The sequence below is a fragment of the Rhodococcus sp. BP-261 genome, assembly GCF_019835205.1.
Taxonomy (GTDB): Bacteria; Actinomycetota; Actinomycetes; order Mycobacteriales; family Mycobacteriaceae; genus Rhodococcoides; species Rhodococcoides kyotonensis_B.
On the sequence record NZ_JABUCO010000015.1, the window covers coordinates 98,188 to 124,430 of the forward strand.

Genomic DNA, 26,243 nt, shown 5'->3' on the forward strand with positions numbered 1-26,243 from the left:
CCGGCAGGTAGGAAACCTGTGGGGCGAAGTCGCACCACCCGAGTAAACTTCGCCCGGTGTCTCGACCATGCAGCCGTTCACCTTCTGGCAAACCCAACATGAGATAACGACCCACAAATCACGTTGACGATTCGAGAAGAGGAACACCCGGTTGTCTGTGGAATCACGATCGGAATCGACGAAGACGCAGGCGTCTGCGGCCATACCTGCCGAATTTCTGCGCGGAGATCGCGCTCCTCGTGAGCGCACTCTCATCGACGTCCTGCGGTCGACGGCGTCGCAGCATCCCGATGCCATGGCGATCGACGACGGAAGCACGTCGATCACCTACCGCGAGCTGCTCGAGGACATCGACGAGGGCGCGCAGTGGCTGGCCAGGGCGGGAGTCCGACGCGGCGACCGCGTCGGCGTCCGGATGCCGTCGGGCTCGTTCTCGCTGTACGTCGCGATTCTGTCGATCCTGAACGCCGGTGCCGCGTACGTGCCCGTCGACGCCGACGACCCCGACGAGCGCGCCGAGCTCGTCTTCGGTGAGGCCAAGGTGACCGCGGTCGTGACGGCGGGCGGCATCGCCGCAGGTACGGCCGACAAGCAGGACATTCCCCTGCCCGACACCCTGACCATCCCGAGCCCCGACGACGACGCCTGGGTCATCTTCACGTCGGGTTCGACGGGTACGCCGAAGGGCGTCGCCGTCAGCCATCGCAACGCCGCGGCATTCGTCGACGCCGAAGCGCGGATGTTCATGCAGGACGATCCCCTCGGCCCTGGCGACCGCGTGCTGGCAGGTCTGTCGGTGGCGTTCGACGCGTCCTGCGAGGAGATGTGGCTCGCGTGGCGTCACGGCGCGTGTCTCGTTCCCGCACCTCGCTCGCTCGTCCGCAGTGGATTCGATCTCGGACCGTGGCTCGTCTCCCGTGACATCTCGGTCGTCTCGACCGTCCCGACGCTCGCAGCTCTGTGGCCCGCTGTCGCGCTCGAAGCCGTCCGACTGTTGATTTTCGGCGGCGAGGCGTGCCCGCCCGAGCTGGCCGAACGCCTTGCCGTCGACGGTCGCGAGGTCTGGAACACGTACGGACCCACCGAGGCCACCGTCGTCGCGTGTGCGTCGATCATGGACGGCAAGGGTCCGGTTCGTATCGGCCTGCCACTCGACGGCTGGGATCTCGCCGTCGTCGACGCGTCCGGCCAGCCGGTTGCCGTCGGCGAGGTCGGTGAACTCGTCATCGGCGGTGTCGGCCTCGCGCGCTATCTCGACCCGGCGAAGGACGCCGAGAAGTACGCCCCGATGCCGACGCTCGGGTGGGAACGCGCCTATCGCAGTGGCGACCTCGTCAAGCTCGAAGTCGAGGGCCTGCTGTTCCAGGGCCGCGCCGACGACCAGATCAAGCTCGGCGGTAGACGCATCGAGCTCGGCGAGATCGACAACGCGCTGCAGGCTCTCCCCGGCGTCGCCGGTGCGGCGGCCGCGGTCCGCAAGACGGGTGCGGGCAACTCGGTGCTGGTCGGTTATCTCGCCAGCACCGACAAGAATTTCGACCTCGATGCGGCGCGGACGCTGCTGTCCGAGCAGCTCCCGGCTGCGCTCGTTCCGCGGCTCGCGCTCGTCGAGGAGATGCCGACGCGGACGTCGGGCAAGGTCGACCGGAACGCGCTGCCCTGGCCTCTGCCGGGGCTCGGTGACGCGTCGGCGCTGGAAGGCACTGCCGGCTGGGTCGCCGAGCTGTGGACCAACATCCTCGGCGCTCAGGTGACCGACGAGAACGCCGACTTCTTCCAGAACGGCGGCGGCTCGTTGTCCGCTGCCCAGTTGGTGACGGCACTGCGTGAGCGGTTCCCCGAGATCACCGTCGCCCAGCTGTACGACCACCCACGGCTCGGTTCACTCGCCCGATATCTGGACGAGCTGAAACCGCCGGTCGAGGTCGTGCCGCGTGAGGTCGAACCGACGTCACGCACGGCGCAGTGGGCGCAGATCGCCGCGACCGTTCCGCTGACGACGCTGACCGGCCTGCAGTGGGTCACATGGCTGGGGATTCTGTTCAACGTCATGTCGTGGTTCGCCGAGGTCCCGTGGGCGCCGACGGTGTCGTGGTGGTGGATCCTCGTTGCGTTCGTCCTGTTCATCACGCCGGTCGGCCGCATGGCGATCTCGGTCGTCGGCTCGCGAATCCTGCTGGCAGGCCTGAAACCCGGCGCCTACAGTCGCGGCGGCAGCGCTCACATCAGGCTGTGGGCAGCGACGCGTCTGACCGACGCCAGCGGGGCGTCGAACCTGTCCGGAGCACCGTGGATGGTCTACTACGCCCGTGCGCTCGGCGCGAAGGTCGGCAAGGGCGTCGACCTGCACACGCTTCCGCCGGTCACCGGCATGCTCGAACTCGGCGACGGCTGCTCGGTGGAACCGGAGGTCGATCTCACCGGTCACTGGATCGACGGCGACCTCGTCTACATCGGCGGTATCAAGATCGGCGCGGGAGCTGCCGTCGGCGCTCGCTCGACGCTTCTCCCCGGAACGTCCGTCGGCAAGAACGCGGTGGTCAGCGCCGGCTCGGCCGTCGTCGGCAAGGTCAAGGCCGGTCAGCTGTGGGCCGGTTCGCCCGCCCAGAAGGTCGGCAAGGCCGAGCACCCCTGGCCCGACGAGACTCCCCCGCGCGCAATCCAGTGGATGCTGGCCTACGGCGTCGCGTCGCTGTTCCTGTCGGGCATGGCCATCTTCTCGATCGGTGTCTCGCTCGTGCTGATGGGCTGGTGGCTGCACACTGCCACCTCGATCGGTGAAGCCATCGGCCGAGCGGCCATCATGCTGCCCGTCGCGACCCTCGTGTCGCTCGGCACGTTCGCGGTCATCACGCTTGCCGCGGTCCGGCTCCTCAGCATCGGCCTCACCGAGGGCTACCACCCGGTGCGCAGCCGTATCGGCTGGCAGGTCTGGGCCACCGAACGCCTGATGGACTCCGCCAGGACGTTCCTGTTCCCGCTGTACGCGTCGCTGCTGACACCGCACTGGCTGCGACTGCTGGGCGCGAAGATCGGCAAGGACGTCGAGGCGTCGACCGTGCTGATGATCCCCAAGTTCACGACCGTCGCCGACGGCGCATTCCTCGCCGACGACACGATGGTCGCGAGCTACGAGCTCGGTGGCGGCTGGATGCACCTCGGCGACGCGAAGGTCGGCAAGCGCGCGTTCCTCGGCAACTCGGGTATGACCGGCCCCGGCCGTACCGTTCCGAAGAACGGCCTCGTCGCCGTGCTGTCCGCGACACCGGACAAGGCGAAGTCGGGCTCGTCGTGGCTCGGAAGCCCGCCGGTGCGTCTGCGTCGTGCAGCCGGCCGAGGCGACAGCTCCCGGACGTTCGATCCGCCGCGCAAGCTGAAGATGGCCCGTGCGCTCGTCGAGACGTGCCGCCTCATTCCGGTCGTCGTCACGTTCGGGATCGGCCTGGGCGTGCTGTTCGGACTGACCGCCATCGCCGACGCCGTGGGCTACTGGCTCGCCGCGCTGCTCAGCGGCGTCGTGCTGCTGGTCGCAGGTGCGGTCGCCGCGGCGATTTCCGCAGCCGCGAAGTGGGTCTGGGTCGGCCGCATCGACAAGGTCGAGCACCCACTGTGGAGCTCGTTCGTGTGGCGCAACGAGGTCGCGGACACGTTCGTCGAAACCGTCGCCGCGCCGTGGTTCGCGCGCGCAGCCGAGGGAACGGCCGTCCTGAACATGTGGCTGCGCTGGCTCGGTGCGAAGATCGGTCGGGGTGTCTGGTGTGAGACTTACTGGCTTCCCGAGGCGGATCTGGTGACTCTCGACGACGGTGCCACCGTGAACAGGGGCTGCGTTGTGCAAACCCACCTGTTCCATGATCGGATCATGAGCATGGACAGCGTGACACTCGGACGAGGAGCGACACTGGGCCAGCATTGCGTCGCCCTGCCCGCCGCAGGCATCGGCGACGGCGCGACGGTCGGGCCCGCGTCGCTCGTGATGCGCGGCGACACCGTGCCCGCGCACACCCGCTGGCAGGGCAACCCGATCGCACCGTGGGCGAAGGGCGACCCGTTCTCGCGGATCATCCCCGCCGCTGAGGTGAGCGAGTGAAGTTCGTTCCATCGAAGCTCGTGACGCCGACGTTCGACATCGATTCCTCCGATGCGCCGATCGACGACTACCTGCCGCAGAACGGCAATCGTGGCTATCGGGTGTCGCGCTACGAACTCGATCTGGAGTACAAGGTCGAGAGCAACCGTCTCGCGGGCAAGGCGAAGATCACCGCGGTCACGACGGCGACGCTGTCGAAGTTCGCGTTCGATCTCGGACCTGCACTGCGCGTGTCCAAGGTGTCGGTCAACGGTTCGCGGTCGGTCAAGTTCAGCCAACACCGCGACAAACTGAAGATCACCCCTGCCAAGCCGATCGCGTCGGGTGCAGCGTTGGTCGTCACGATCCAATACGGCGGAACTCCGAAGCCCATCAACGGGTTCTGGGGTGAGGTCGGCTGGGACGAGCTGACCGAAGGGTCGATCGTCGCGAGTCAGCCGAACGGGGCCGCGTCGTGGTTTCCGTGCGACGACCACCCGGTCTCGAAGGCCAGCTACGGCATCACCATCACCACCGACTCGCCGTACTACGCGGTCGCCAACGGCACACTCGTCAGCAAGCAGACGCGCGCCAGCCGCACCACATGGGTGTACGAGCAGCCCGAACCGATGGCCACCTATCTCGCGACGGTGCAGATCGGTCCGTACTCGGCACACGCCATCAGCGGTAGCTCGGTTCCGATGAAAGCTGTTCTCCCGTCGCGGTTGAAGCAGAATTTCGAGCACGACTTCGGTCGTCAGACCGAGATGATGGACACGTTCACTCGCCTCTACGGGCCCTATCCGTTCGCGGCGTACACCGTCGTCGTCACCGACGACGACCTCGAAATACCCATCGAGGCACAGGGTTTGTCGATCTTCGGCGCCAATCACTGTTCGGGCACACGGTATTTCGAGCGACTGGTCGCACACGAACTCGCGCATCAGTGGTTCGGCAACAGCCTGACGCTCGGCAAGTGGAAGGACATCTGGCTCCACGAGGGCTTTGCCTGCTACTCGGAGTGGATCTGGGCCGAGAACTCCGGCGGCACGAGTGCACGGGACAAGGCGCGACGCGTCCACACCATGCAGCGGGGCCTACCGCGGGACCTCGTGCTCGGCGATCCCGGTCCGGCCAAGATGTTCGACGACCGTGTCTACAAGCGCGGAGCTCTTGCGCTGCATGCACTTCGGAGCACCGTCGGCGACGACAAGTTCTTCCCGCTGATCCAGGAGTGGACGTCGAAGTACCGGTACTCGACCGTGAGCACCGCCGACTTCACCGACCTTGCCTCGCGGTACGGCTGCCCGCGCACGCTGTGGGACGAGTGGCTGAATCGGACCGAACTGCCTGCACTTCCGTAGCCCAGGCCCCGGCCCCGGCCCCGGCCGAAATTTACCCTCCTGTTGTGCGGTTTTGGACTTCAGAAGCGCACAACAGGAGGGTAGATTTTCGTGAGGCCTACTCCCCGGCCGGAAGGTGCGAGGTCGACTGAGTGCGCACGAACACCCAGCACACCCCGGCCATGATGGCACCGACGACGAAGATCGCGGGGTAGGTGACGACGCCCGGCCATTCCTCCGTGAGCGCGGACAGAATCGCCGGAACCGCGAAGCCCAGGTAGGTCAACGAGTAGAAGACAGCCGTCAGACCGGCAAGATCGTCCGGGCCCGCAATGCGTTGCACCTCTTGCAGTCCCGAGACGAGCGCCATGCCGTATCCACATCCGAGCACGGTTGCCGCGATCAACGCAGCCGCGACGGTGAGGATCGACGCGGCCCACGCGGCGAGCAGCATGCCGACGACCAGGATCGTCAGCGCGACAAGGGCACCGCGCGCCGCATTCGGGGTGTCGATTCTGCGGCCGACGGCTTGGATCGCGAATCCAGCGCCGAGCGCGATCACCGACATCAACGCCGACAACGCGATCGGGTGGCCACCGCTTCGGTCGGCCATCAGCGACGGCAACACCGCATATGCGACGCTCGCCGCGCCGAAGACCCAGGGCGCCAACGGAACCACGACCAGAAGGAACCGGCGATGACCCGCAGCCGGGATTTTCAGGTCCTGAACGAGACTCTTTCGCTCCGCGCGGGGAACAGCCGGACGACTTTCGGGCACCGACATCATCCCGACTCCCGCGGCGACGCAGATGCTGACGTGCACGAGGTACGCGAGATGCGTCGGCCACGGCGCCCACTGCGCCAGAACGCCTGCGACGCCGGCGCCGAGCGCGAACCCGGCCGTCAAGCTCATCGCCGCACGACGAGCACCGACTCCCGGAGCTTCATGCGCCGACAGTTCCTTGATCCAGCTTCCACCGACGGCCATGCCGATACCGAGCGCCACACCGCTGAGCACGCGCCCGCCGAAGAGCAGGCCCGCATGATCGGCACCCATTGCGATCAGGATGGAACCGGCCGCCGCGATCGCCGGGGCGGGCAGCATCACCGGCCGTCGACCGAGTCGATCGGACAATGGTCCGCAGATGAGCAGCGACGGCACGATCCCGATGACGTACGCGAACAGGAACGTGTCGACGGTGACCGCCGAGAAGCCGTGTTCGAGTCGATACATCACCAGCAGCGGTGTGAATTCGTTGCCTCCCCACGCGACGGCGAACATGCCTGCCGCGACGAGGAGCCACTTGGCCGTCCTGGTCTCCGTGGTGGCCTTCGTGAGTGTCATGAAGTACTTCCTTCGTTCAGCCGGTGCACGCGGCGCATGTGGCTGTCGACGGCCGACGCGAATCCGTCGGCGTCGCCTGCCTCGATGTGACCGGCAAGCTGCGCATGGTCGTCGACGATCTGCTCGATCTGCCCCGGATCACGGGAGATCGAATGCGTCGTCATCCGTCGCTGTCGTTCGCGAAGGCTGTCGTAGAACGCGTCCAGCAGCGGGTTTCCGCCTGCCCGGACGATGAGTCGGTGGAAATCTGCGTCTGCAGCGCTGAACTCGGCTGCGGTCCCGGTCGCCGCGATCTCGCGTTGGCGAATCAGACTCGCCCGAAGCTGTCGTACGAGCTCCGTGCGAGCGCGTTCGTCGGCGACGACCTCTCGCGCGCTCCCGGACTCGACGAGCCTGCGTGCAGACACGATGTGCTCGGCCTCGCCGGGCGCGATGGGGACGACGAGAGCGCCACGCTTGGGATAGAGCCGCATCCACCCTTCGACCTGGAGACGGAGAAACGCCTCTCGGACGGGGGTGCGGCTGACATCCATCCGACCCGCGATGTCGCCCTCGCTGACCAGCTCGCCACCGGGCAACTCGCCGCTGACGATCATTTCCTTGACGGTCAGGTAGGCGAGTTCCGAGGCCGACGGCTGCATAGACACAACATAGATACTAGATGAAGGGCGCTTCGCACCCGTGCGCGGATAGTTGGATCGGGGTCCAACTATCCGCGCACAGGCACGAAGTGCACTACGGAACCCAGTACCGCGTGGCCAATCGATCGACGAGCGGGTCGTCGTCGTCCACGTCGTCGAGCGCGGCGAGATCGTCTCGAATCGCGACGAGCCGAGGGTCGTCGCCCTCGGCCACCTCGGCTTCGGTGCCGCCGTCCTCGGCGAGCATCTCGCGCATCTTGGCCTGCAGCCGCGCCTTCATCGACTCGGTCATTCGTCGTCACCCTTCTTGAACACCCGGCGAGCGGTCGGGATCAGCACTACGAGGGCCCCGACCAGGACCACGATCGACACCACTTCGAGCCACATGGGTGTCAGCCTACGGCGCGAGCCAGCTGCCTGCCGGAATGTTCCTGACCACGGTGAACGCGACGACGGTGGCCACCCCGGCGACAAGGAGCCACACCGGCGGCCGGGCGGAGAACAGTGGCCGAGACCTCAGGCGGGCGCGAACCCAGGCGGCCCACAGACCCAGCCCGACGACCGCAAGCAGAACGAAGAGCATGTTCGACGCCGTCGCCGACGCCACGTCACCTCGCACGAGGTCGCCGAACGCGCGGGTCGCGCCACATCCCGGACACCACACGCCGGTGACGGCGTGGATCGGGCAGGGAAGGTACGTCGTCGAGCGTGGGTCTCGGACGGCGACGAGCACCGCCGCCGCACCGACCGCGCCTGCTACGAGAAGCGGGCCTCGCAGCGCGACGACGGACATGCCTCGACGATATCGCGCCCTACTCGTCCGACCGGCCTGCTGCATGGTCGTAGTAGCCGACGACGCCGCAAGCGCCGTGCAGCGCGAAGTCGGCCTGGCCGCCTCGTGCTCGGCCGTTGTCGCAGATTCCCCGCAACAGCACGTCCACCAACCGATCCAGATCGTGCCATCGCCTCGCCGGGTCGCTGCCGTCGTACTCGGCCGACGGTTCGAACTCCCGGCCGACGGACGCGTCGACGGCGGCCAGCTCGTCGAACACCGCTCGATCGGGCACGTCGATCTCGGGTGCATTCTCGGCGACGACGCGCACGGCCCAGCGGATGTCGTCGACGTGATTGCCCAGCCAGGTGCGTCGGCGATGGATTGCGCCCAGCGTCGGCCAGCGCTTGCGGGCAGCCTGACGCGTCTTGCCGGTGACGACCGCCAGATCGGCGAGGCTGGCGCCGAGCCACAACGCGGTCGACGCGGCGTCCGCGGTGACCGCCGCCGCTTCGCGTTCGACGCGTTCCTCGGTCTCGATCGCCTCACGCAACGCGAGTAGGGCATCGTGCCTGCGCCGACGCTCGTCCGACACGTCGGTCGGCTTGTCTCCCGGGTCGAGGTCTGACAACTTCTGGTTCACATGGCCACGATAGCGTGTGAACCTAAGGTTCACAATGCTCCTTTCATCCGTCGAGGGTGAGCTTTGCCCGGTCTCCCGACCGGCCAGTCCGGCGCCGCTAGGTTCGAGTTCTCCTCGCGCAACAAAAGGTGTGATCCCTATGAAAGCCCCCCGAACCGCGCTCGCCGCGCTGTCGACCCTCGCATTGACCACCGCGTTCGGCACCGCCGCAGTCGGGACCGCGCACGCCGAACCCGCGAGCGTCGGCTACAGCACCACCGTCACCGAATCCGGCTCCGTGCGAACGATTCTCGACGCCGGCGCATTCTCCCTCGCTGCCGACGGCCGTAGCGTCGACCTCAGGAACGACGAGGGGACGACTCTGACGTCCATCCCACTTGCCTACTCGGTGGACGGGCTCGTTCTGCCGATCGCGGGAACCATCGGCGACGACGGCAGATCGCTGACTGTGACACCGCAGGCGACGTCGCTCATCCGTCCGGTGTACAGCCCTGCGGCCTACGACAACCTGGTGACCCAGATCCAAATCGGTTGGCAGAACGGCGGTTCGGTGTCGGGTGGCATCGGGGCGGGAATCGGCGCGGTCATCGGATGCGTGCTGTTCATCTTCGTCGGCTGCATTCCCGGAGCGGCAGCCGGGGCGACGATCGGCGTCGTCAACGGCGTCACGAGCGCGAATCCTGCCGTGACACCCGCGTTCTTCGATTTCGTCCGAACCCTGCCCTGACGCCTGTGACCCTCAGGACTCGACGACGACGGTTCCCGTCATGTCGGGGTGCGGCGTGCAGTGGTACGTGAACGTTCCGGGCTCGGTGAACGTGTGCGTGAAGGTGTCCGACACCATCAGCGGACTACGGAAGGATCGGTCGTCGGCGACCACGTCGTGCGACATTCCCTTGTCGTCGAACACCCAGGTGACGGTGTCGCCGACCCGGACGGTGATGGTCTGCGGCGAGTACGCACGATTCACGACGGTGACCTGATTCGGGTACTCCGGCGTCGGCGCCTCCTCGGCAGGCGACGAACATCCGACGGCCGCGAGAAGAACAAGACCTACCAACGCACCTCGTGATCGCACGGCCCCACACTACCTACGACGCTCACCCCGCTGTCCGGTCGCGACCTCCGGTACCATCACCGCGTACTCACGACGGAGGTTCCATTCATGACGAAGCGACGTGCTCGTATCGCCGCTGTCCTTGTTTCTGCACTGATCGTGGTCGGGACCGCGTTGTTCGGAGCGGGGACGGCTCAGGCCAAGTTCTCGCAGGCCGGAGTGATCAGTCCGACGGTCGGCTTCGACCCCGCCGCGATCACCGAATGGCGACCGGAACAGTTCTTCGTCAACCAACAGATCTTCGTGCGCACCGATCCGTCGCTCCCCGGCCTCTCGGACTTCACGTTGAACGTCGGATGCAACTGCGCCATCAACTGGTTCAACCACACCACGCAGGTCGGCGGCGTCGCGTTCCCCGGGCCGCTGAACACCGGACCGATCCGCACGGGCTCGGGAGACGTGTCCGCCTGGGTAGAAGTCCCGGGCGGATGGACGCTCCTCCGCGGCGCCGGAAACTGGTGGGTTCCCTGAGTGCGCTTCTCGGGTCGTTCCGCGGGCTCCACTCCTAGTGCGCTTCACACCCGTGCGTGACTAGTCCGCCCCTGGGCCAACCAACCACGCACGGGCGCACCCGCACTACAGCATCCCCTCCCCCAGATACCCACCGTCGTCGACGCCCGCCGGGACAGCGAACACCGCTGATCCGACGGGCGTCGTCCATTCGTTCAACGCGTCGTGCTCGTCGAGTCGCCTCTGCACGGGCAGGAACTGCCCGACGACGTCGCGTTGATACGCCGCGAAGATGAGCCCCGAATTACTGGACGACCCGCTCGTCGGCGGATCGTCGTAGTTGTAGGCGCGCCGGAAGAACCTCTCGCCGTCGTGGCGGTGCCGCGCCCGAGCGATGTGCGACGCAGGCGAGATCACCGGGACGCCGAACTTGTCGGTTGCCGCGAAATCGGCTGTGTCGTGCTCGAACTCACCGGTCAGCGGCGCGCCGGTATCCAGACGCCGTCCGACGGCGAATTCCCGGCCGCCACGGTCCAGTTCGTCCCACGTATCGAGTTCGACGGCGATCCTGCGCACCACCAGCGACGTTCCACCGGTTTCGTTCCAGACCAGAGCGTCGAAATCCGTTGTCGAACTTGGATTCTCCGTCCCGTCGACCTGGCCCATCAGGTTGCGCATCGTCGTTCCCGACGCCTGCGAGCCCCGCGCGGACCGAAACCCGCGCTGCACCCACCTGGTCGACGCCATCGACCGCACGTTCTTCGTCAACACTCTCACCGCATGCGCGACGGGAACCGGATCGTCGGCGCACACCTGCAGAAGCAGATCGCCGTCGCTCCACCGAGGTTCGAGCCGATCGATCCCGAATGCCGGCAACGGTGTCACCGGCGACGCGACACCGGCTGCCGTGAACGCGCCCGGCCCGAGCCCGACCGTGACGGTCAACCGCGACGGAGACTCCGCGAGTTCGGGTTCCGTGTCGGCAAGCGCGGGCAGTCCCTGCGTCAGACGCGACGCGTCCGCGGTCCACATCCGCAGAATTGCGATGACGTCGTCACGGCCGGCACTGTCGTGCAGATCGAACGCGACGAACGTCCCGTGCGCCTGAGGCGGAGTCGCAATTTCCGCCTGATGTTTCCCGTGAAACTGTACGACCTCTCCACCGAAAGCGACTTCGCCAGTCTCTCTTGATATTCCGTAGGCCGCAGCGCCCGCCGCACCGAGTGCGACGGCACCTCCCCCGAGGAGGCGCCGTCGACTGAATGCGTTGGAACGCTGTGGCGCTCGGTCAGCCACCGTAGTTTTCCTGCGCGCCCGCGAAATCGCGAACCTGCGCGGTGAAGGTCGTCGTCGAACCATCTTCGAACGTGAGGGTGATGTCGGTGTCGGCTCCCGGCGTGAGGGGTGACGTCACGTCCATCAGCATCAGGTGATCGCCACCTGCCTGCAGCACCTTCGTGTCGTCGCCTGCCACGGCGAAACCGCCCTCCTTCGGCTTCATGACCATCGAACCGTCCGCGCTCGCAACGATTTCGTGCAATTCCATCATCGACGAGCTGCCCGTCGATGCTGCGACGACGCGTACCTGATCGTCACCGGTGTTCTGGATCTCCGCGAACGCCGACGTCATTCCGGTGTCGGCCGCCTTGATCCAGGCTTCCCGCACGGTCACCGAATCCGCTTCGGTACGTGGCTCGTCGGCCCCGCATCCTGCGACGAGAAGGGCACCGGCGAGAGCAACGAAAGTTGTTCTGTACATGTTCATTTCGACTCCAGAGTCGTGGATGGTCGAAGCCCGACCAGGGCATCGACGAGAAGGAAGGCGAGGAGGCTGATTCCGAGAAGCGGCACATACCAGCCGAGCACGAGAGCGGCTACGACCACCGCGACGACGTGTGCGCGCGGCAGGCCGCGAAGACCACCCCGCCTCGGCGGCCGCGCCGTCGGCCTGCGCTTCCACCACATGAGGTAACCCCGCACCACGACGGTCACCAACGCCAGCGCGAGCAACGCCAACACGATCTGATTCGCGACGCCGAACAGAATGCCCATGTGCAACGCGATGCCCCACGCCGCCAGTTTCGCTGCGACGGGCCACTCGGCGAAGTCGTTGTCGTCGACGATCGCGTTCGTAGCGCCGTCGATTGCTACCGAACTCGTCGACAACGCGAACGGCTGCCGGGTCTGCGCGACGACGAAGGCAGTATCGGCCTCGGCCGGAATCGACACTTCGACCTTGCCGTCGATGCCATGCGACCGGGCGGTTCCGAGGACCGAATCGATGCGACCGACGTTCACATCGAGAACATCCCTCGAGACCTCGGAGACCGACATGTCATGTCCCGCATGGTCTCCCGCGGCCGCAGCGCCGCTTCCACCGATGGACGCGGCGGTGGCGGGCGTCGTCCAGTTCAGCGCCGACCGCAGGTCCGAGATGTTGTCGCCCGCGTACTTCGACCACGTGAGGCCGGTCGCGGACAGGAACACCAGTCCGACGGCGATCCAGAGGCCGACCGCCCCATGCCAGTTGCGCGTCCTGGCCCGGCCCGAGACCGAACGGTCGACGGTCAGCAGACGACCGCCGCGGCGGTGGCGTCGTACCCACAGGACGACGCCACCGAGCGCAACGATCCACATCCACGACGCGGCCAGTTCGCTGTAGATCCGGCCGGGTTCGCCCAGATGCAGGTGGCGGTGGAATTCGCTGATCCAGGTTCGCAGCGGTAGGGAGCTGCTGCTTCCGTACACGACCGACTGACCGACGGACTCCCCCGCCACCGGGTCCACGAAGACCGCGAGGCGCTTCGATTCGCCGAGGGACGGGTCGGTGAACAGGACACGGCTGGTCTCACCGGGTTCCGAGGCCGGCCGCACTGCGGCGACGGTCAGGTCGGGTCGTTCCGACTCCGCGGCGCGGACCTGCGCGGCGACGGACTGGGTCGGGCCCGTCGACTCGGTGGTCAGCAGATCTCGGTACACGACGGATTCGATGGTGGGTGCGAGTGCGTAGAGGCCGCCGCTGAGTGCGGCGACGAGGATGAACGGTGCGATGAGGATGCCTGCGTAGAAGTGCAGCCTCATCACCAGAGAGGGCGCAGGTGGGGATGGGTCTTTCGTACGTTCTTCGGCCACGACTGTGGACATGGGTGTGCTCGATTCGCTCGTCGACGAGAGCCGTCGAAAAGTGGATGTGGCAAAGCACGGCGGATCCCCGTCAGGGTGAAATGCCGCCGCTGAAGTGAAAGCTCGAATCAAGCAGCGACGGGTGGCCCACGCGTCCCGACGCCGGAACACGCCAGCAATCGCAGGACGACGTCGGGACGGTATTCGGTACGGTCCCGAGGACGCTCGTCCTCGACGGGAAGCACCACGCACAGCACCGGAAGGATGCGGCGAAGAACGGACAGCGCGTGACCGTGACCGAGGACGGCAGCACGAATCAACAACGCACACACCATGGTTGCGACGGCGTGTGCGGCCAGCATCGACGGCGTCAGCGACGTTCCGTGATGGTGCTCGCTCGCGATCGTCAGGACGGTGTGCCCGCACACCTGTCCGAGCGCGAGGACGGCCACCATCGGCACTCGGCCGCCCAGTACCGCCACGACACCACCGACAGCCGCACTGACGATCACGAGAAGGACGAGCGCGGATTCCGAGGGCATCATCGTGCCGCCGCCGACGCCGTGTGCGGCGATGCTCAGCGTCCCGGACGTAGCGCCGACGAACACGCCGCGGATGCGCGCGCGACCGTCGGGCCGGGATGTCATGCGGACACCCTACCGACAGCCGAGTGTCAGGCTCGCGTGAACACCTCACCCATCGTCCGGTTGAGCGTCCCGAGCGAGCGAACCACACTACGCACCGACCCCGATGTCGTCGTCGACGCGAGCATCACGTCCAGAGCCGAGGTCTCGGTCAGCTTCTCCGGCGGCTCGACCTGCTCACCGGACAGCGCGCGTTTGACGTCGTCGATCAGTGTCTTGGTGACGTCGGCGGCCTCGCGGAGCGCCTTCGCCGTCGCCTCGGACGGGGCGCTGTCGCTCTGCGCGCGTGAGGCGCCGACGCCTGCGCGTGCGAGTGCATGCCCGGACCGGTTGCTGACCGTCATGATGCGCAGCAGACGCTTCGTGCCGCGCCTCGTCCGTGCCGTCGGACCCATCTCCAGCGGCTTCCCCGCAGTCACGAGTTCCTTGAGTGCGTTGTCGAGAGTGCGCATGTCGGCGACGAGATCGGTGTCCCGCCCGGGTTCGACGACCGATTCGATACTCGAATCGACGATCGAGGACATCTGGTCGAGGTAGGTGTCGATCTTCTCGGTCATCGTCGATCGAGTGCCGGTGGACAGGATGAAGTAGGCCGACGCGATTCCGACGAGTCCGCCCGCGGCGGTCTCGTAGATACGCAGTTCGAGCACGTCGACGCTGAACGTTCCGAGCAGGCCGTACAGCATCGCGAGCATCACCGTGACGAAGAACGACAGCAACGCGTAGGCGACGGTGACGAGGTAGAACGCGAAGAACACGCACACGACGAGCAGCGTCACCTGCAGCGGCTGGTTGTTGCCGACTAGCGCCGACAGGACGACGCCGGCGAGGACACCTGCAATGGTTCCGACGACGCGGTGGCCCGCGCGCGACAGGATCTCGCCACGCGTCGACGCGCCGGTGAACACGAGGAAGGCCGTCAGGACGGCCCAGTACCAGCGGTCGGGCGAGATCAGCTCGCCGAGAATCGTCGCGGCGCTCGTCGCCACGGCCACCTGGATCGCGGCCTTGGTGCTCGGATTCATGCCGGTCTCGTCGTCGCGGCGCTCGTCGTCCTTCTTCGACGGTTCTGCCTCGGTCTTCAACGCGTTGCTGGTGATGTGGTGGATCGCGATGTGGGCTTGGACGGCGCGCATCGCGACGGTCGTTGCGACGCCGGCCTGGGTCGACGCGTCGGCCTTGTCCGCGGCTGCCGCGGCAAGGCGTCGCGCAGCACGCAAAGCTTCTTCCGACGGATGGTTCTGCAGACACGAACCCAGCGCGGTGAGCGCTTGCCCCAGCTGTTTGGGCCACTGTTTCTCGGGATCGAGCGCCCAGAGTGCGCTGACGAGTTGTTCGGTGGCGATCTGGGCGTCGAAGATACGCAGCGACAGATCGGCGTTGGTGACGCTGAGCAGTCGAGCGGCGTCGTTGCGATCCAACCAGTCGTCGATCATCAGGGCAGTGCTGCCGAGCCGGTCCAGCCTCTTGCGCAGCAGTTCGATGTTCCGGTCCTTCTTGTTCGACGCGACCTCGAGCACGTCGATGCACGACGCGCGCAGCGCCCGCACCAACCGCTGGAGCTCCACCCGCGGCCGGTCGGGCAGGATCACCGTGCGCACGACGAGTGACACCGCAACGCCGACGACGATCGACGCGGCGAGCATCGGTATCTGACCGGGCGTCGCGCGCAGGAACAGGGCGAAGAAGTAGCAGATGAACGCGACCATTCCGAGCGCAGTGCCCCGCGGTCCGTACCGACGAACCCACACGGCCGCGAACAGAACGACGATGAATCCGACGTCGGCTATCTTCCCGAACTGCGACAGCACCGCCGACAGCGTGACCGCACCGATCGCGGGGAAAACGAGCAGAAGCGTCGTGACGACGCGGCTGCGTTGGTCCTTGTCCTTCACCGCCGCCGACGATTGCATCGCGACGACGGTGCCGATCATGGCGACGGTGATCGGCTGGCCGAGTGCCGCCGAGCTGGGTAGGAGCACCAGCATCGCGAGGACGACGGTGACGGTCGTCGCGGTCGCCGACCGCAGACGCAACCGACCGGGATCCGAGACGGCGAAAAATCGCGTGAGTGCGCTGCGCGCCCGTGCGTGCATAGTTGGACCGGAGACCGACTATTCGCGCACGGGCGCAGAGCGCCTCACAGCCGGCGCCGTCGAGTGCGGCAGCAACCGGCTCATGTCGTCGGGAAGGAGCAGGTCGACGACGACGGAATCGTCGAACCGATACGGCTGCGTCAGCAGTACGCCCGCCAGATGCTTTCGTAGACGCGACATCTCGGCGCGGACGGTGATAGCTCTTCCGTCGTCGCCGAACAGGTCGGCGGCCATCTGCGCGGCAGTTCGCCCACCTCGGTACGTCGCGAGGAGGTACAGGATCTCCGCGTGCCGCGGCGTCGGCTCGTGTGTCCATTCGCCGACCTCGCTGCGAATTCGCACTCGGGTCTGCTGCGGCTGACGTAGGTCGATCGTCACCGTCGTGGAATCGACAGTGTCGTCCCCCGAACCCGTCGGGCGTACGAGCCAGCCGCCGGGAAGCGGTTCGAAGTCGCATACACCGAGCTGCGGCATCCAGAACCGTCCCGCGCCGAGGTCCTCGGGCAGGAGGATGCGATTGCGCAGCGCCACGGATTCGACCGCAGCCACCCATCCGTTGGAGTCGACGGCGAGCGCCGGCGCCTGCAGTCGTGCCAGCATCGGCGCTGCCACCGAGCGGAGACGGTCCAGATGCTGCCGATGATGTTCACGCAGTTGCGATTCCGCGAGACGCGCAATGGCGTCGACGAGAGCCAGTGTCGTCGGATGTACCGTGCTCGCCGGACCGCTGACGTCGACCGCGCCGATGACGTGCCCGGTGCGCGGATCCTTGATCGGCGCACCCGCGCACGTCCACGGATGATGGCTGCGCACATAGTGTTCCGCGGAGAAGATCTGCACGGCACGCCTGGACACGAGGGCGGTACCGATCGCGTTGGTACCGACGGAATCCTCCGCCCAACTGGCGCCTTCGACGAATCCGAGACCGTCGGCACGACCGAGGACCGACGTGGATCCGCTGCGCCACAGGACGCGTCCGTGCCGATCGGCGACGACGAGAATGTTGTCGCCGTCCTGGACGACCGACTCGAGTCCCCGGCCGAGGTCGTCGAGGATGTCGAACAAACCCGATTCCCGACGGCTCAGTTCGAGATCGGACGTGTCGATCTGCGGCGACTGCACGCTGACTTTCTCGGGGTCTATACCGAGTGTCCGTAGCCGCCGCCAGGAATCACCGATGACTTCCCGCGGGCGCGCGGGCGACTTGCCGCCGGTCATGGTCGCGTCGTACACCGCACTGAGAATCTGCGCGTAGCGGCGCGGATCCTCACCGGCCGCCAGCGCAGGTTCTGGGCCTGTCGACTGTGTCATCACCGGCAATTGTGCGCCAGCTCACAAACCGATGTAAAGCCAGGGCCGTCGAATGCACACCTCATCGATAGACGAGACCGCCGTCGATCAGCGGTGCCTGCCCGGTCATGTAGTCCGAATCCGGGCCTGCCAGGTAGGACACGAATGCCGCGACGTCGTCGGGCGTCTGCGCGCGTCCGAGCGCGATGCCGCCGACGAACTTGTCGTAGGTCTCACCTTCTTTCGCACCGGTCAGCTCGGCGAAACGCTTGTCGATGGTCACCCACACATGATCGACCGCCGCGAACACCTGATCGCGATCGGTCACGTCGGCGACGAAAGTCGTTGCCCGACGCCCGATGTCACGAACCTCCTGCGCGACGGCGTCGATCTTGTCCGATGCCACGTCGACGAGCGCGATGTCGTGCCCGTCGCGGGCGAGGCGAAGTGTGATGCCGCGGCCGATTCCCTGACCGGCTCCGGTGACGAGTGCGACTGTCATTTCTCTCCTTCGGCTGGAGTTACCAGAACCTTCATCTTGTTACCCGCGTGCAGTGCCTCGAAACCGTCCTCGACCACGCCGTCGAGCGCGATCTTGTCCACCCATCCGGTCGTGTCGTACTGCCCGCGTGCCATCAGATCGATGACGGCGTCGTAGTCGGCCGAGGTGTAGCAGAGCGAACCTTGGATGCGAGATTCGTTCACGACGAGCTTCTGAAGCGTTGTGGTCAAGGGCTTTTCGTAGATCGCGACGCTGACCAGCGGCTTGCGCGCACCGATGCAACTCAGTGCCGTCTCGACGGCCGGTTGCACACCGGCTGCGTCGTAGATCGCGTCGGCGCCGCGACCGTCCGTGGTGTCGGCGATGAACGCAGGCACGTCGAGTGTCGTGGGATCGAGCGTCTTCGCGCCGAGCGCTTCGATCGATGCGCGACGCGTCGGCGACGGCTCGACCACGTACACGTCGTCGAGTCCTTTGCCGCGCAGCGCAAACCACAGTCCGATCCCGATCGGCCCTGCACCGAACACCATCGCGGTGTCGTCGGGCGTCGGGTCGCCGAGCGTTGCGGCATGGAACGCGACGGACATCGGCTCCACGAGCGCGCCCAGTTCGAGCGAAACATTGTCGGGCAGCTGGTGAATCATGTTCGACGGCACCACCGTGTATTCGGCCATCCCGCCGTCGGACATCAGTCCGTGGAATCCGATGTGCTGACAGATGTTGTAGTTGCCGGCTTTGCACGGACCGCAGTGGCCGCACCGGTAGAGCGGCTCGATGGCGACGCGGTCACCGATCTTCGCATTTCTGACTCCGGCGCCCACCTCGGTGACCGTTCCGGAGAACTCGTGCCCGAGCACCAGCGGCAACTGCTGATGCGTCAGCGGATGCGGTTCGGTAGGAACGAAGATCGGACCGGCGTAGTACTCGTGCAGGTCGGTACCGCAGATGCCGTTGAACCCGACTCGAACCTTCACCTCACCTTCACGGGGCGAAGGCTCGGGCACATCGGCGATCTCCACCTTGTTCGGACCGTAGTAGACGGCAGCGCGCATCGGTTCACTCCTCACCGGTTGATTCGATGAACACATGTCTATGTGACCTGACCCACAAGCGACAGGGTTGCAGCCCGTTGCAGTCCTTCGATCGCCCGGTCGGCGGATGGTGCTATGGTCGGCGTTGTTCTGACACGGGGTGCGTCCTACCTGAGGATGCTGAGATCACACCCGTCGAACCTGATGCAGTTAATGCTGACGAAGGGATGTCAAGGCGATGGTTACGCCTGTGCACTCGGCGGATTCTGTCCGCCACACGGACCGCATGTGGGACGCAACAAGCTCGTTGCGCACCGCTATCGACGGACTCGAGTTCCTCGAGCAGCTCGGTCACGGAACGTTGCCGCTCGACGCGTTCCGCTTCTACATCGAGCAGGACCGGCTCTACCTGGCCGGATACACCAAGGCGCTGGCCATTCTCGCATCGCGGGCGCCCGACGCGACCACGGCCGCGTTCTGGGCGACATCGGCGGCCAGCGCTGTCGACGAGGCATCTCTGCACGAACAACTGTTGTCCGGCAGTGCGCTCCCTCCGTCGGACGCGCGCGTCGAGCATTCACCGACGTGCCTCGGCTACACCTCCTACCTGATCGCCACTGCAGCCACCGAGCCGTATCCGGTCGCGGCCGCAGCAATTCTGCCGTGCTTCTGGATCTACGCCGATGTGGCGGCGCGGTTGGCGGGTGCAGCACAGGACGTGCTGGCACGGGATCCCGAGCACCCGTACGCCCGATGGGTGTCGACGTACGATTCCGACGAGTTCCGCGACATCGTCTCCGCCGCAAGAACTCTCGTCGACGAGGCGGCCGATGGAGCGACCGAGGCACAGCGCGAGGCAATGGTCGACGCGTTCGTGATCGCCACTCGATACGAGCTGTCGTTCTGGGACACAGCCTTGCATCCGACGCCGTGGTCGCACTCGCGATCGGCGGTGGCGTTGTGAAAAAGCTTCTTGCACTTGCTGTGTCGGCCGTGTCTATCGCGGGACTCACCGCGTGCGCACAGTCGAACGATTCCGACACGATCCGGTTCGCACTCGACTGGACACCGAACACCAACCACACCGGACTGTACGTTGCGCTGCAGGAAGGCTACTTCGCCGACGCCGGTCTCGACGTCGAGGTGCTGCCCTACAACAACACCTCGCCCGACACGCTCGTCGATTCGGGCAACGCCGAATTCGGCATCAGCACGCAGAGTTCGACGGCGTTCGCGAAAGCCGCAGGCGCACAGATCGTCTCGGTGCTCGCACCGCTGCAGCACTGGGCGACGGGCATCGGAGTCAAGGCCGATCGCGACGACGTCCCGAGCCCGAAGGCGTTGGACGGAAAGACGTACGCGGGCTTCGGTGACACCGGCGAGCAGGCGACGCTGAGGCAGGTCGTGCGGAACGACGGCGGCGCGGGCGACTACGAGACCGTCGTGCTCGGCACATCCGCCTACGAAGCCGTCTACTCCGGCACCGCCGACTTCACCGTGTCCTACTTCGCGTGGGAAGGCATCGAGGCCGAGCACAGCGGCACGCCGATGAAGTACTTCGACTACACCGACTACGGATTTCCCGACGCGTACGCGATCACCATCAGCGGCAACGAGAACTGGCTGGCCGACAACCCCGACGAGGCGAGAAAGTTCGTCCAGGCGTTGCAGCGCGGCTATCAACTCGCAGCCGACGATCCGCACCGCGCCGCACAGGACGTCATCGACGCCAACCCCGGCGCGTTCACCGACGAGAACCTCGTGTTCGAGAGCCAACAGATGCTCGCCGACAGTTACATGAAGGACGCGTCGGGAACCGTGGGCACGCAGAACCTCGAGAAATGGGCGGCCTACTCGAAGTTCCTCTACGACAACGGTGTTCTCGTCGACGAGTCCGGCGCGCCGCTGACGTCGGAACCCGATTGGTCGACGTACTTCACCGATGACTACCTCGCCGATCAGTAGCACAGCCGAGTCGTCGTCACCCCGTGCCCGACGGGTCCTGACGCTCGTTCGGTGGGCGCTGCCGTCGGCGACGATCGTCGTCGTGCTGGTCGCCGCATGGCAGATCTACGTCTCGGTCTCCGGCATCAGGCCGCAGGTGCTGCCGTCGCCGACACGGATCCTGACGCAGGGCTGGGCACATCGCGACGCGATCGCGACGAACGCCGCAGCCACGCTGCAGGTCACGATCGTCGGATTCGCGGTGTCGCTCGTCGTGGCCTGGGTTCTGGCTGTGGCCGTCGACTTCTCGCCGTGGCTGCGCCGGGCCGTCGTCCCGCTGTTCGTGGTGTCGCAGACGTTGCCGATCATCGCCATCGCGCCGCTGCTCATCATCTGGTTCGGATTCGGACTGCTCCCGAAGATCCTCGTCATCGCGCTGGCAACGTTCTTCCCGATGGCCATCGGTTTGATCGAAGGCTTCACCGCCACCGACCGCGACGCCCGTTCACTGCTGGCCAGTATGGGCGCGAGTCGGTGGCAGCAGTTCCGCTACGTGCGACTGCCGTCGGCGATGCCCCGGTTCTTCACAGCACTGCGTATCGGCATCACGTACGCGGTCGTCGGCGCGATCTTCGCCGAATATGCCGGCGCCAGTGCAGGACTCGGCATCTACATGGCCCAGCAGAAGAACTCGTTCCGCACCGATCTCGTATTGGCCGCAGTGGTCGTGACGGCCGTCATCAGCGTCGCACTGTTCCTGCTCACGTACGCCGTCGAACGCGTCGTCGCGCCGTGGGCGCTGGATCGGAGGACGTCATGACGCATGTGCACCTGTCCGGTCTGACGAAGTCCTTCGGCGACCGCACCGTTCTCGACGGCGTCGATTTCGATGTGGCACAGGGAGAATTCGTGTCGGTCATCGGCCCGAGCGGATCCGGTAAGAGCACGATCTTCAACGTCATCGCCGGGCTGGATACGCCGGACTCGGGAATCGTCGACGCGCCGACCTGCGCGTACATGCCACAGAAGGACCTGCTGTTCCCGTGGCGGTCGGCGCTGGAGAACACCACCCTCGGCCTCGAAGTCCAAGGCGTCGACAAGAAAGACGCTCGCCGACGCGCACGCGAGCTGTTCCCGATCTTCGGACTGGGTGGGTACGAGAACGCCCGTCCCGCCGAGATGTCCGGTGGCATGCGGCAACGCGCAGCCCTGCTGCGGACCGTCGTGCAGGGCCGTGAGGTTCTCCTGTTGGACGAACCGTTCGGCGCACTCGACTCGTTGACGCGGACGACGATGCAGGGCTGGCTGCAGAACGTCTGGCTGCAGTACCGGTGGACCGTACTGATGATCACACACGACATTCGCGAAGCGGTCTATCTCTCGGATCGCGTGATCGTGTTGTCGGACAAGCCTACTCGCGTGCGCCGCCAGGTAGAGGTGCCGCTCGCCAGACCGCGCGCGCTCGACGTCGTCACGTCGCCGGAGTTCGCGAAGGTCGAGTCCGAGCTGATGGACGTATTGATCAGTTCGTACTGATCAGTCGACGCACGGGATGTTGCCGTCCACCTGCACGCCGACGGCAGGCGGGTCGTCGACCTCGGTCGTCGGATCCGCGTCGGGCGCAGGGGTTTCGGCTGTGGCGGCAGGTTCCTCGGGTGCGGGATCGAGAATTCGCGCGGTCTCCGAGCGCAAGCGATCGACGTCGACGATGTTCACGTCCTGGCCGTCGACCGTCTCGTAGCCTTCGACGGGGAGTGTGAAGAAGTCGATCTCCCCGTCCACGATGCTGCCGGCCTGCGAGACGAGTGAGACCGGATCGAGGTCTCTGTCGATGACGATGTCCTGCTTCGTCCCAGCGACGAGAGCACGCAGTTCCCCGAGATTGCCGAGAATGCCGGATTCCTTCAGTTTCGACATGACTCCGGCGACGAACGCCTGCTGACGGCGAGTGCGGTCCAGGTCGCCGTCGACCAGGCCATGGCGTTGCCGCACGAACGACAATGCTTGCGACGCATCGAGAGTCTGGGTGCCTGCCGGGAAGCGTGCACCCGAATACTCGTCGTCGACGGCGTCGTTGAGGCACACCGGGATCGGACCGACGGCGTTGGCGATGTCGTAGAAGCCGAGCAGGTTGACTTCCGCGAAATGATCGATCGGGACCTGCAACAGGCGCTGTACTGCCTGGAGCGTGGAGCGACGGCCCTCCTCGCGCGCCTGCCGTTCACGAGACGCCGGATCGGTCACACCCTCGTCGAACAGCGCGGAGTCGGCGTCTGCCTTCGCCAACCCGTAGGCCTCCTTGATCTTTCGCTTACCGTAGCCGGGCACGTCGACGTAGTCGTCCCGCGGGATCGAGATCGCCTTCGCCCGACCACCGTCGCCCGGAAGATGAAGGAGGAGAAGCGTGTTGGTGTTGTAGCCGCCGACGTCGCTGTCTCCGGCGTGAAGCTCATCGGTGACGAACGACGGCGGAAGGTCGTTGCCGTCCATGTCTTTTCGACTGTCGAGTCCGATGAGCAGGATGTTGGTGTCTTCGCCGTTCAGGCTCGGATCGTTGTCCGGGAGCTCCGCCAGAGCGTTCGACGTCGTCAGCCCCGTCGTCGCTTCTCGATACACTGCCCACCCGACACCGCTGACGACCAGTGACGACACCGCGGCCAGCCCCACCAACCCACGACTGGCGTGAACGAGCAAGCGCTGTGTATGGGTCGCCCGATGACGACCGGCCGACACTCGATGTCGCCCGGCTTTTCGAGAACGGCCGGTCCCATCGAGAAGCACTCGACGAGGTTAACCGAGACCGCGCCCCAGGGTGGCCGCGAGGTCAGCGACGGCCGCCCTGGCCGAGGCAAGCGAGTCCTGTGCCTGCGGAATCAACGAACTCATCGCCGGCACCCGGGCCGCGAGTGTGAGGTCGACGAGTACGACGTGCACCTGCATCCCGAGCGCTGTGCCCAGCACCTGCTGCAGCTGCGGAACGGTGTGGTCGGCACCTTCGTCCGGAGTGCCCGGACCGTATTGGTTCCCACGGCTCGACACGACGACGACATGCTTGCCTTCGAGCGGCCGCGTGGGTGCGTCGAAAGGAACGGTGATCCCGGGAACGTGGATGTAGTCGATCCACGCCTTGAGAGTCGACGGCACCGACCAGTTGTACATCGGTGCCCCGATGACGACGACGTCCGCCGAGACCACCTCGTCGATCAATTCCTTCTGCAGCGCTTCGGCCTCGGGTGGCGCTACTTCCTCCGCCGTGCGCAGATGCGGTGCCCAGTGCAAGGCGGACGTCGGAAGATGCGGCAGTGCATCGCGATGCAGGTCGCGGTAGATGACCGAATGGTCGGCACCGAGGGAATGCCACACGTCCGAGAAATGAGCGGTGACCGCCCGGCTCACCGAATGACTCAGGTCGGCAGACGAATCGAGATGCAGCAACTGCGGCACGGACGGCTCCTTGATCCGGGGGTAGGTAACTACAGACTATGCCCAGTAGTCTTCCCGCTTATGGATCACCGGTACATCGCGAGCGCACTGTCCGCCGAGGATTCACGCGCAGTCGACGCCGTGGTCGCCGGACTGGACGGTCGAACCCCCGACATCGCTGTCGACGGTGTCTCACTCGACATCGACGAGCCTGCGCGACGCGCCGTCGTCGAACTGCTCCGGCAGCTCGCGTCGGGAACCGCGGTCACCGTAGGACCCGTCGGCGAATTGCTGACGACGTCTCAGGCCGCCGAGATCCTGGGTGTCTCGGACACGTACGTGCGCAGGCTGGCCGACGCAGGCGACCTCGCCATCGAAATGCGCGGCACACACCGCAGATTCAAGCTCGAGGACCTCGTACGGCTGCGTGAGAAGTTCAAACGCGACCGCTAGCCCGCCTCCCGCCCGAGCAATCCGGATTGCAGGGTCAGGAGGTCACGGAATGCCTCGCCCGACGCCCGCCACAGCTGTTCACCGTCGATGTAATCGACGCCCAACAGGTTGACGTCGCCTCGAAATGCGCCGACGTCGACCGACAGCTTGCGCACGATGGCCGACACGTCGCGATCCAGGTAGCCGGAATCCGAACGTTCGAGTTCACGGAACCGCGCTGAGAAATGGTCTGCAGAGATGCGCCGGTCGACGAACTGAGCCACCAGGATCACGAATCGCGACGCGTGCAACGACGGAGAACGAAACGATTGCTCCACGACACTGCCTTCCCCGGTCGACGACCCCATTCATCGCCGCCATCGAATCTCGTCGGTTCGAATCGAGGACAAGGGGCGTGCACGGACCGCGACGACGTCGTCGGTTCGCGGTGATCGAGGGGTGTCGACGATTCGGTTCTTTCATTATTCGGAACTTCACCCACGATAACGACGTGAAACCGACCCGAAGCCCGTTACCACGGATCCTATGACCGATCACAACACACTGCGCGCGACAGTTGTGAGGGGCCGTCACGATGGCAATTAATTCGGTGGCGCGCGGTGGCGCGTCTGTCGCATGATGGTCAGCGTCACGAACCGAGGCGGCCGCGAAAGGAGTGGGACTATGACGGTATCTGCCAACGATGTTGTCGTTCCGCGTATTTCGCGTGGCGACGCGCCCGTTCTCTTCATCTAGCGAATTCGATTTCGCTTTCTTTTCACCGCCTGCAGTGATGCTCGTCGAGCTCTGCAGCGTGCGGTCATGCTGTCATGCAAGGAGTTCACATGTACGTGTACGAAAACTTGGTTCGTGACCACGAACTGAGAGTTGCGAAGTCACTCGAACGATACGAGCTCAGGAAACACGGGAGGTCCAGAACGTCGTCCGACGGCCTGGCGCTCTTCGCCGCTGCCCGACGGCTCGTCGCCAGCACCGGCCGGCCGGACTCGGCATCGATGGTCCGTGGCAGCGGGTAGACGGGGTGGATGGTTCATTCATGCCGCTTGCCGGCGGGGGTGTTCGCGTGAATGGCGCATTCATACGATCTGTCAGCGTGGATGGTTCATCGATGCGGACACTCCGCCGCCGCCGCGGCCGGTTCGGGTATGGATGGTTCGTGGCAGCGGGTAGACGGGGTGGATGGTTCATTCATGCCGTTCGCCGGCAGGTTTTATGTTTGGGTGTGGAATGCAGAACACCCCGCAACCGTGGGTTGCGGGGTGTTCTGTGATGTTGTGCACGGCGGTGTCCTACTCTCCCACACCCTGTCGGGTGCAGTACCATCGGCGCTGGAGGGCTTAGCTTCCGGGTTCGGAAT

At 65.8% G+C, this 26,243-nt stretch carries 26 protein-coding genes and 1 riboswitch; of the genes, 9 read left to right on the forward strand and 17 right to left on the reverse strand.

Annotated elements, in window-relative coordinates; translation table 11 throughout:
• Positions 1-157: 157 nt before the first annotated feature.
• A complete protein-coding gene (locus HQ354_RS16990) occupies positions 158-4,090 on the forward strand; it encodes a Pls/PosA family non-ribosomal peptide synthetase (RefSeq protein ID WP_371828788.1) in 3,933 nt (1,310 codons plus the stop codon).
• A complete protein-coding gene (locus HQ354_RS16995) occupies positions 4,087-5,433 on the forward strand; it encodes a M1 family metallopeptidase (protein WP_068423250.1) in 1,347 nt (448 codons plus the stop codon). The genes HQ354_RS16990 and HQ354_RS16995 overlap by 4 nt, the downstream gene beginning before the upstream one ends.
• 97 nt (positions 5,434-5,530) lie before the next feature.
• On the opposite strand, the gene HQ354_RS17000 is transcribed toward HQ354_RS16995, so the two are convergent.
• The 5 genes from HQ354_RS17000 to HQ354_RS17020 all read right to left on the reverse strand — a co-directional run bounded on the left by HQ354_RS17000 (position 5,531) and on the right by HQ354_RS17020 (position 8,813).
• Complete coding sequence (locus tag HQ354_RS17000; RefSeq protein WP_068423252.1) at positions 5,531-6,757, reverse strand: MFS transporter; 1,227 nt, start codon at positions 6,755-6,757, stop codon at positions 5,531-5,533.
• Positions 6,754-7,398, reverse strand: a complete 645-nt coding sequence (locus HQ354_RS17005) for a GntR family transcriptional regulator (protein ID WP_068423254.1) — start codon at positions 7,396-7,398, stop codon at positions 6,754-6,756. The genes HQ354_RS17000 and HQ354_RS17005 overlap by 4 nt, the downstream gene beginning before the upstream one ends.
• 94 nt (positions 7,399-7,492) lie before the next feature.
• Positions 7,493-7,690 (reverse strand): hypothetical protein, encoded by a 198-nt coding sequence (locus HQ354_RS17010; RefSeq protein ID WP_068423256.1) that lies wholly within the window; start codon positions 7,688-7,690, stop codon positions 7,493-7,495.
• A 105-nt stretch (positions 7,691-7,795) separates the two neighbouring features.
• Positions 7,796-8,191 carry a DUF2752 domain-containing protein gene (locus HQ354_RS17015; protein ID WP_222635223.1) on the reverse strand — a complete coding sequence of 132 codons (396 nt, stop codon included), beginning with the start codon at positions 8,189-8,191 and terminating at the stop codon, positions 7,796-7,798.
• Between the two features lie 19 nt (positions 8,192-8,210).
• Positions 8,211-8,813: a hypothetical protein gene (locus tag HQ354_RS17020; RefSeq protein ID WP_068423260.1), complete on the reverse strand. Its 603-nt coding sequence runs from the start codon at positions 8,811-8,813 to the stop codon at positions 8,211-8,213.
• A gap of 139 nt (positions 8,814-8,952) precedes the next feature.
• On the opposite strand from HQ354_RS17020, the gene HQ354_RS17025 reads away from it, so the two are divergent.
• The gene (locus tag HQ354_RS17025) at positions 8,953-9,540 is read left to right on the forward strand and encodes a hypothetical protein (RefSeq protein WP_222635224.1); all 588 of its coding nucleotides are present in this window, start codon (positions 8,953-8,955) and stop codon (positions 9,538-9,540) included.
• A 12-nt stretch (positions 9,541-9,552) separates the two neighbouring features.
• Here the strand turns inward: HQ354_RS17025 and HQ354_RS17030 are convergent, their stop codons facing one another.
• Entirely contained in the window at positions 9,553-9,891 is a 339-nt protein-coding gene (locus tag HQ354_RS17030; protein ID WP_068423264.1) for a plastocyanin/azurin family copper-binding protein, read from the reverse strand.
• Between the two features lie 87 nt (positions 9,892-9,978).
• On the opposite strand from HQ354_RS17030, the gene HQ354_RS17035 reads away from it, so the two are divergent.
• Positions 9,979-10,401 (forward strand): hypothetical protein, encoded by a 423-nt coding sequence (locus HQ354_RS17035; RefSeq protein WP_222635225.1) that lies wholly within the window; start codon positions 9,979-9,981, stop codon positions 10,399-10,401.
• A gap of 105 nt (positions 10,402-10,506) precedes the next feature.
• Here the strand turns inward: HQ354_RS17035 and HQ354_RS17040 are convergent, their stop codons facing one another.
• From HQ354_RS17040 to HQ354_RS17075, 8 genes are all read right to left on the reverse strand, one after another.
• Entirely contained in the window at positions 10,507-11,676 is a 1,170-nt protein-coding gene (locus tag HQ354_RS17040; protein WP_308115216.1) for a Dyp-type peroxidase, read from the reverse strand.
• Positions 11,669-12,139, reverse strand: coding sequence for a copper chaperone PCu(A)C (locus HQ354_RS17045; protein WP_222635227.1), 471 nt, complete (start codon positions 12,137-12,139; stop codon positions 11,669-11,671). Before HQ354_RS17045 ends, HQ354_RS17040 begins: the two co-directional genes overlap by 8 nt.
• Before the next feature lie 2 nt (positions 12,140-12,141).
• Positions 12,142-13,524, reverse strand: coding sequence for a PepSY domain-containing protein (locus HQ354_RS17050; RefSeq protein WP_261768856.1), 1,383 nt, complete (start codon positions 13,522-13,524; stop codon positions 12,142-12,144).
• 107 nt (positions 13,525-13,631) lie between these two features.
• Positions 13,632-14,150, reverse strand: a complete 519-nt coding sequence (locus HQ354_RS17055; protein WP_261768855.1) for a hypothetical protein — start codon at positions 14,148-14,150, stop codon at positions 13,632-13,634.
• Between the two features lie 26 nt (positions 14,151-14,176).
• Positions 14,177-16,243, reverse strand: coding sequence for an FUSC family protein (locus HQ354_RS17060; RefSeq protein ID WP_222635228.1), 2,067 nt, complete (start codon positions 16,241-16,243; stop codon positions 14,177-14,179).
• A gap of 18 nt (positions 16,244-16,261) precedes the next feature.
• Entirely contained in the window at positions 16,262-17,554 is a 1,293-nt protein-coding gene (locus HQ354_RS17065; protein ID WP_222635229.1) for a GAF domain-containing protein, read from the reverse strand.
• 61 nt (positions 17,555-17,615) lie between these two features.
• The gene (locus tag HQ354_RS17070; RefSeq protein ID WP_222635230.1) at positions 17,616-18,035 is read right to left on the reverse strand and encodes an SDR family oxidoreductase; all 420 of its coding nucleotides are present in this window, start codon (positions 18,033-18,035) and stop codon (positions 17,616-17,618) included.
• Complete coding sequence (locus tag HQ354_RS17075; protein ID WP_222635231.1) at positions 18,032-19,087, reverse strand: 2,3-butanediol dehydrogenase; 1,056 nt, start codon at positions 19,085-19,087, stop codon at positions 18,032-18,034. The genes HQ354_RS17070 and HQ354_RS17075 overlap by 4 nt, the downstream gene beginning before the upstream one ends.
• Positions 19,088-19,212: 125 nt before the next feature.
• A riboswitch (TPP riboswitch) is annotated at positions 19,213-19,311 on the forward strand.
• Between HQ354_RS17075 and tenA the strand changes: the two genes are divergently transcribed.
• The 4 genes from tenA (at position 19,305) to HQ354_RS17095 (ending at position 22,546) form a co-directional block, all read left to right on the forward strand.
• Positions 19,305-20,030: a thiaminase II gene (gene tenA / locus HQ354_RS17080; protein WP_167677758.1), complete on the forward strand. Its 726-nt coding sequence runs from the start codon at positions 19,305-19,307 to the stop codon at positions 20,028-20,030. Its footprint overlaps the riboswitch before it by 7 nt.
• The gene (locus HQ354_RS17085; protein ID WP_222635235.1) at positions 20,012-21,031 is read left to right on the forward strand and encodes an ABC transporter substrate-binding protein; all 1,020 of its coding nucleotides are present in this window, start codon (positions 20,012-20,014) and stop codon (positions 21,029-21,031) included. Before tenA ends, HQ354_RS17085 begins: the two co-directional genes overlap by 19 nt.
• Complete coding sequence (locus tag HQ354_RS17090; protein ID WP_222635232.1) at positions 21,009-21,830, forward strand: ABC transporter permease; 822 nt, start codon at positions 21,009-21,011, stop codon at positions 21,828-21,830. The genes HQ354_RS17085 and HQ354_RS17090 overlap by 23 nt, the downstream gene beginning before the upstream one ends.
• Positions 21,827-22,546: an ABC transporter ATP-binding protein gene (locus HQ354_RS17095; RefSeq protein WP_068423323.1), complete on the forward strand. Its 720-nt coding sequence runs from the start codon at positions 21,827-21,829 to the stop codon at positions 22,544-22,546. Before HQ354_RS17090 ends, HQ354_RS17095 begins: the two co-directional genes overlap by 4 nt.
• On the opposite strand, the gene HQ354_RS17100 is transcribed toward HQ354_RS17095, so the two are convergent.
• Positions 22,547-23,704, reverse strand: a complete 1,158-nt coding sequence (locus tag HQ354_RS17100; protein WP_254303449.1) for an LCP family protein — start codon at positions 23,702-23,704, stop codon at positions 22,547-22,549.
• A gap of 96 nt (positions 23,705-23,800) precedes the next feature.
• Positions 23,801-24,454, reverse strand: a complete 654-nt coding sequence (locus tag HQ354_RS17105) for an FMN-dependent NADH-azoreductase (RefSeq protein ID WP_068423288.1) — start codon at positions 24,452-24,454, stop codon at positions 23,801-23,803.
• Between the two features lie 60 nt (positions 24,455-24,514).
• Here HQ354_RS17105 and HQ354_RS17110 point away from each other — a divergent pair, with 60 nt between their 5' ends.
• On the forward strand, positions 24,515-24,886 hold the full coding sequence (locus HQ354_RS17110; RefSeq protein WP_068423290.1) for a helix-turn-helix domain-containing protein: 372 nt from the start codon (positions 24,515-24,517) through the stop codon (positions 24,884-24,886).
• Here HQ354_RS17110 and HQ354_RS17115 read toward each other — a convergent pair.
• Positions 24,883-25,203, reverse strand: a complete 321-nt coding sequence (locus HQ354_RS17115; RefSeq protein WP_068423327.1) for a homoserine dehydrogenase — start codon at positions 25,201-25,203, stop codon at positions 24,883-24,885. The two genes, HQ354_RS17110 and HQ354_RS17115, sit on opposite strands and share 4 nt — an antisense overlap.
• Positions 25,204-26,243 lie beyond the last annotated feature (1,040 nt).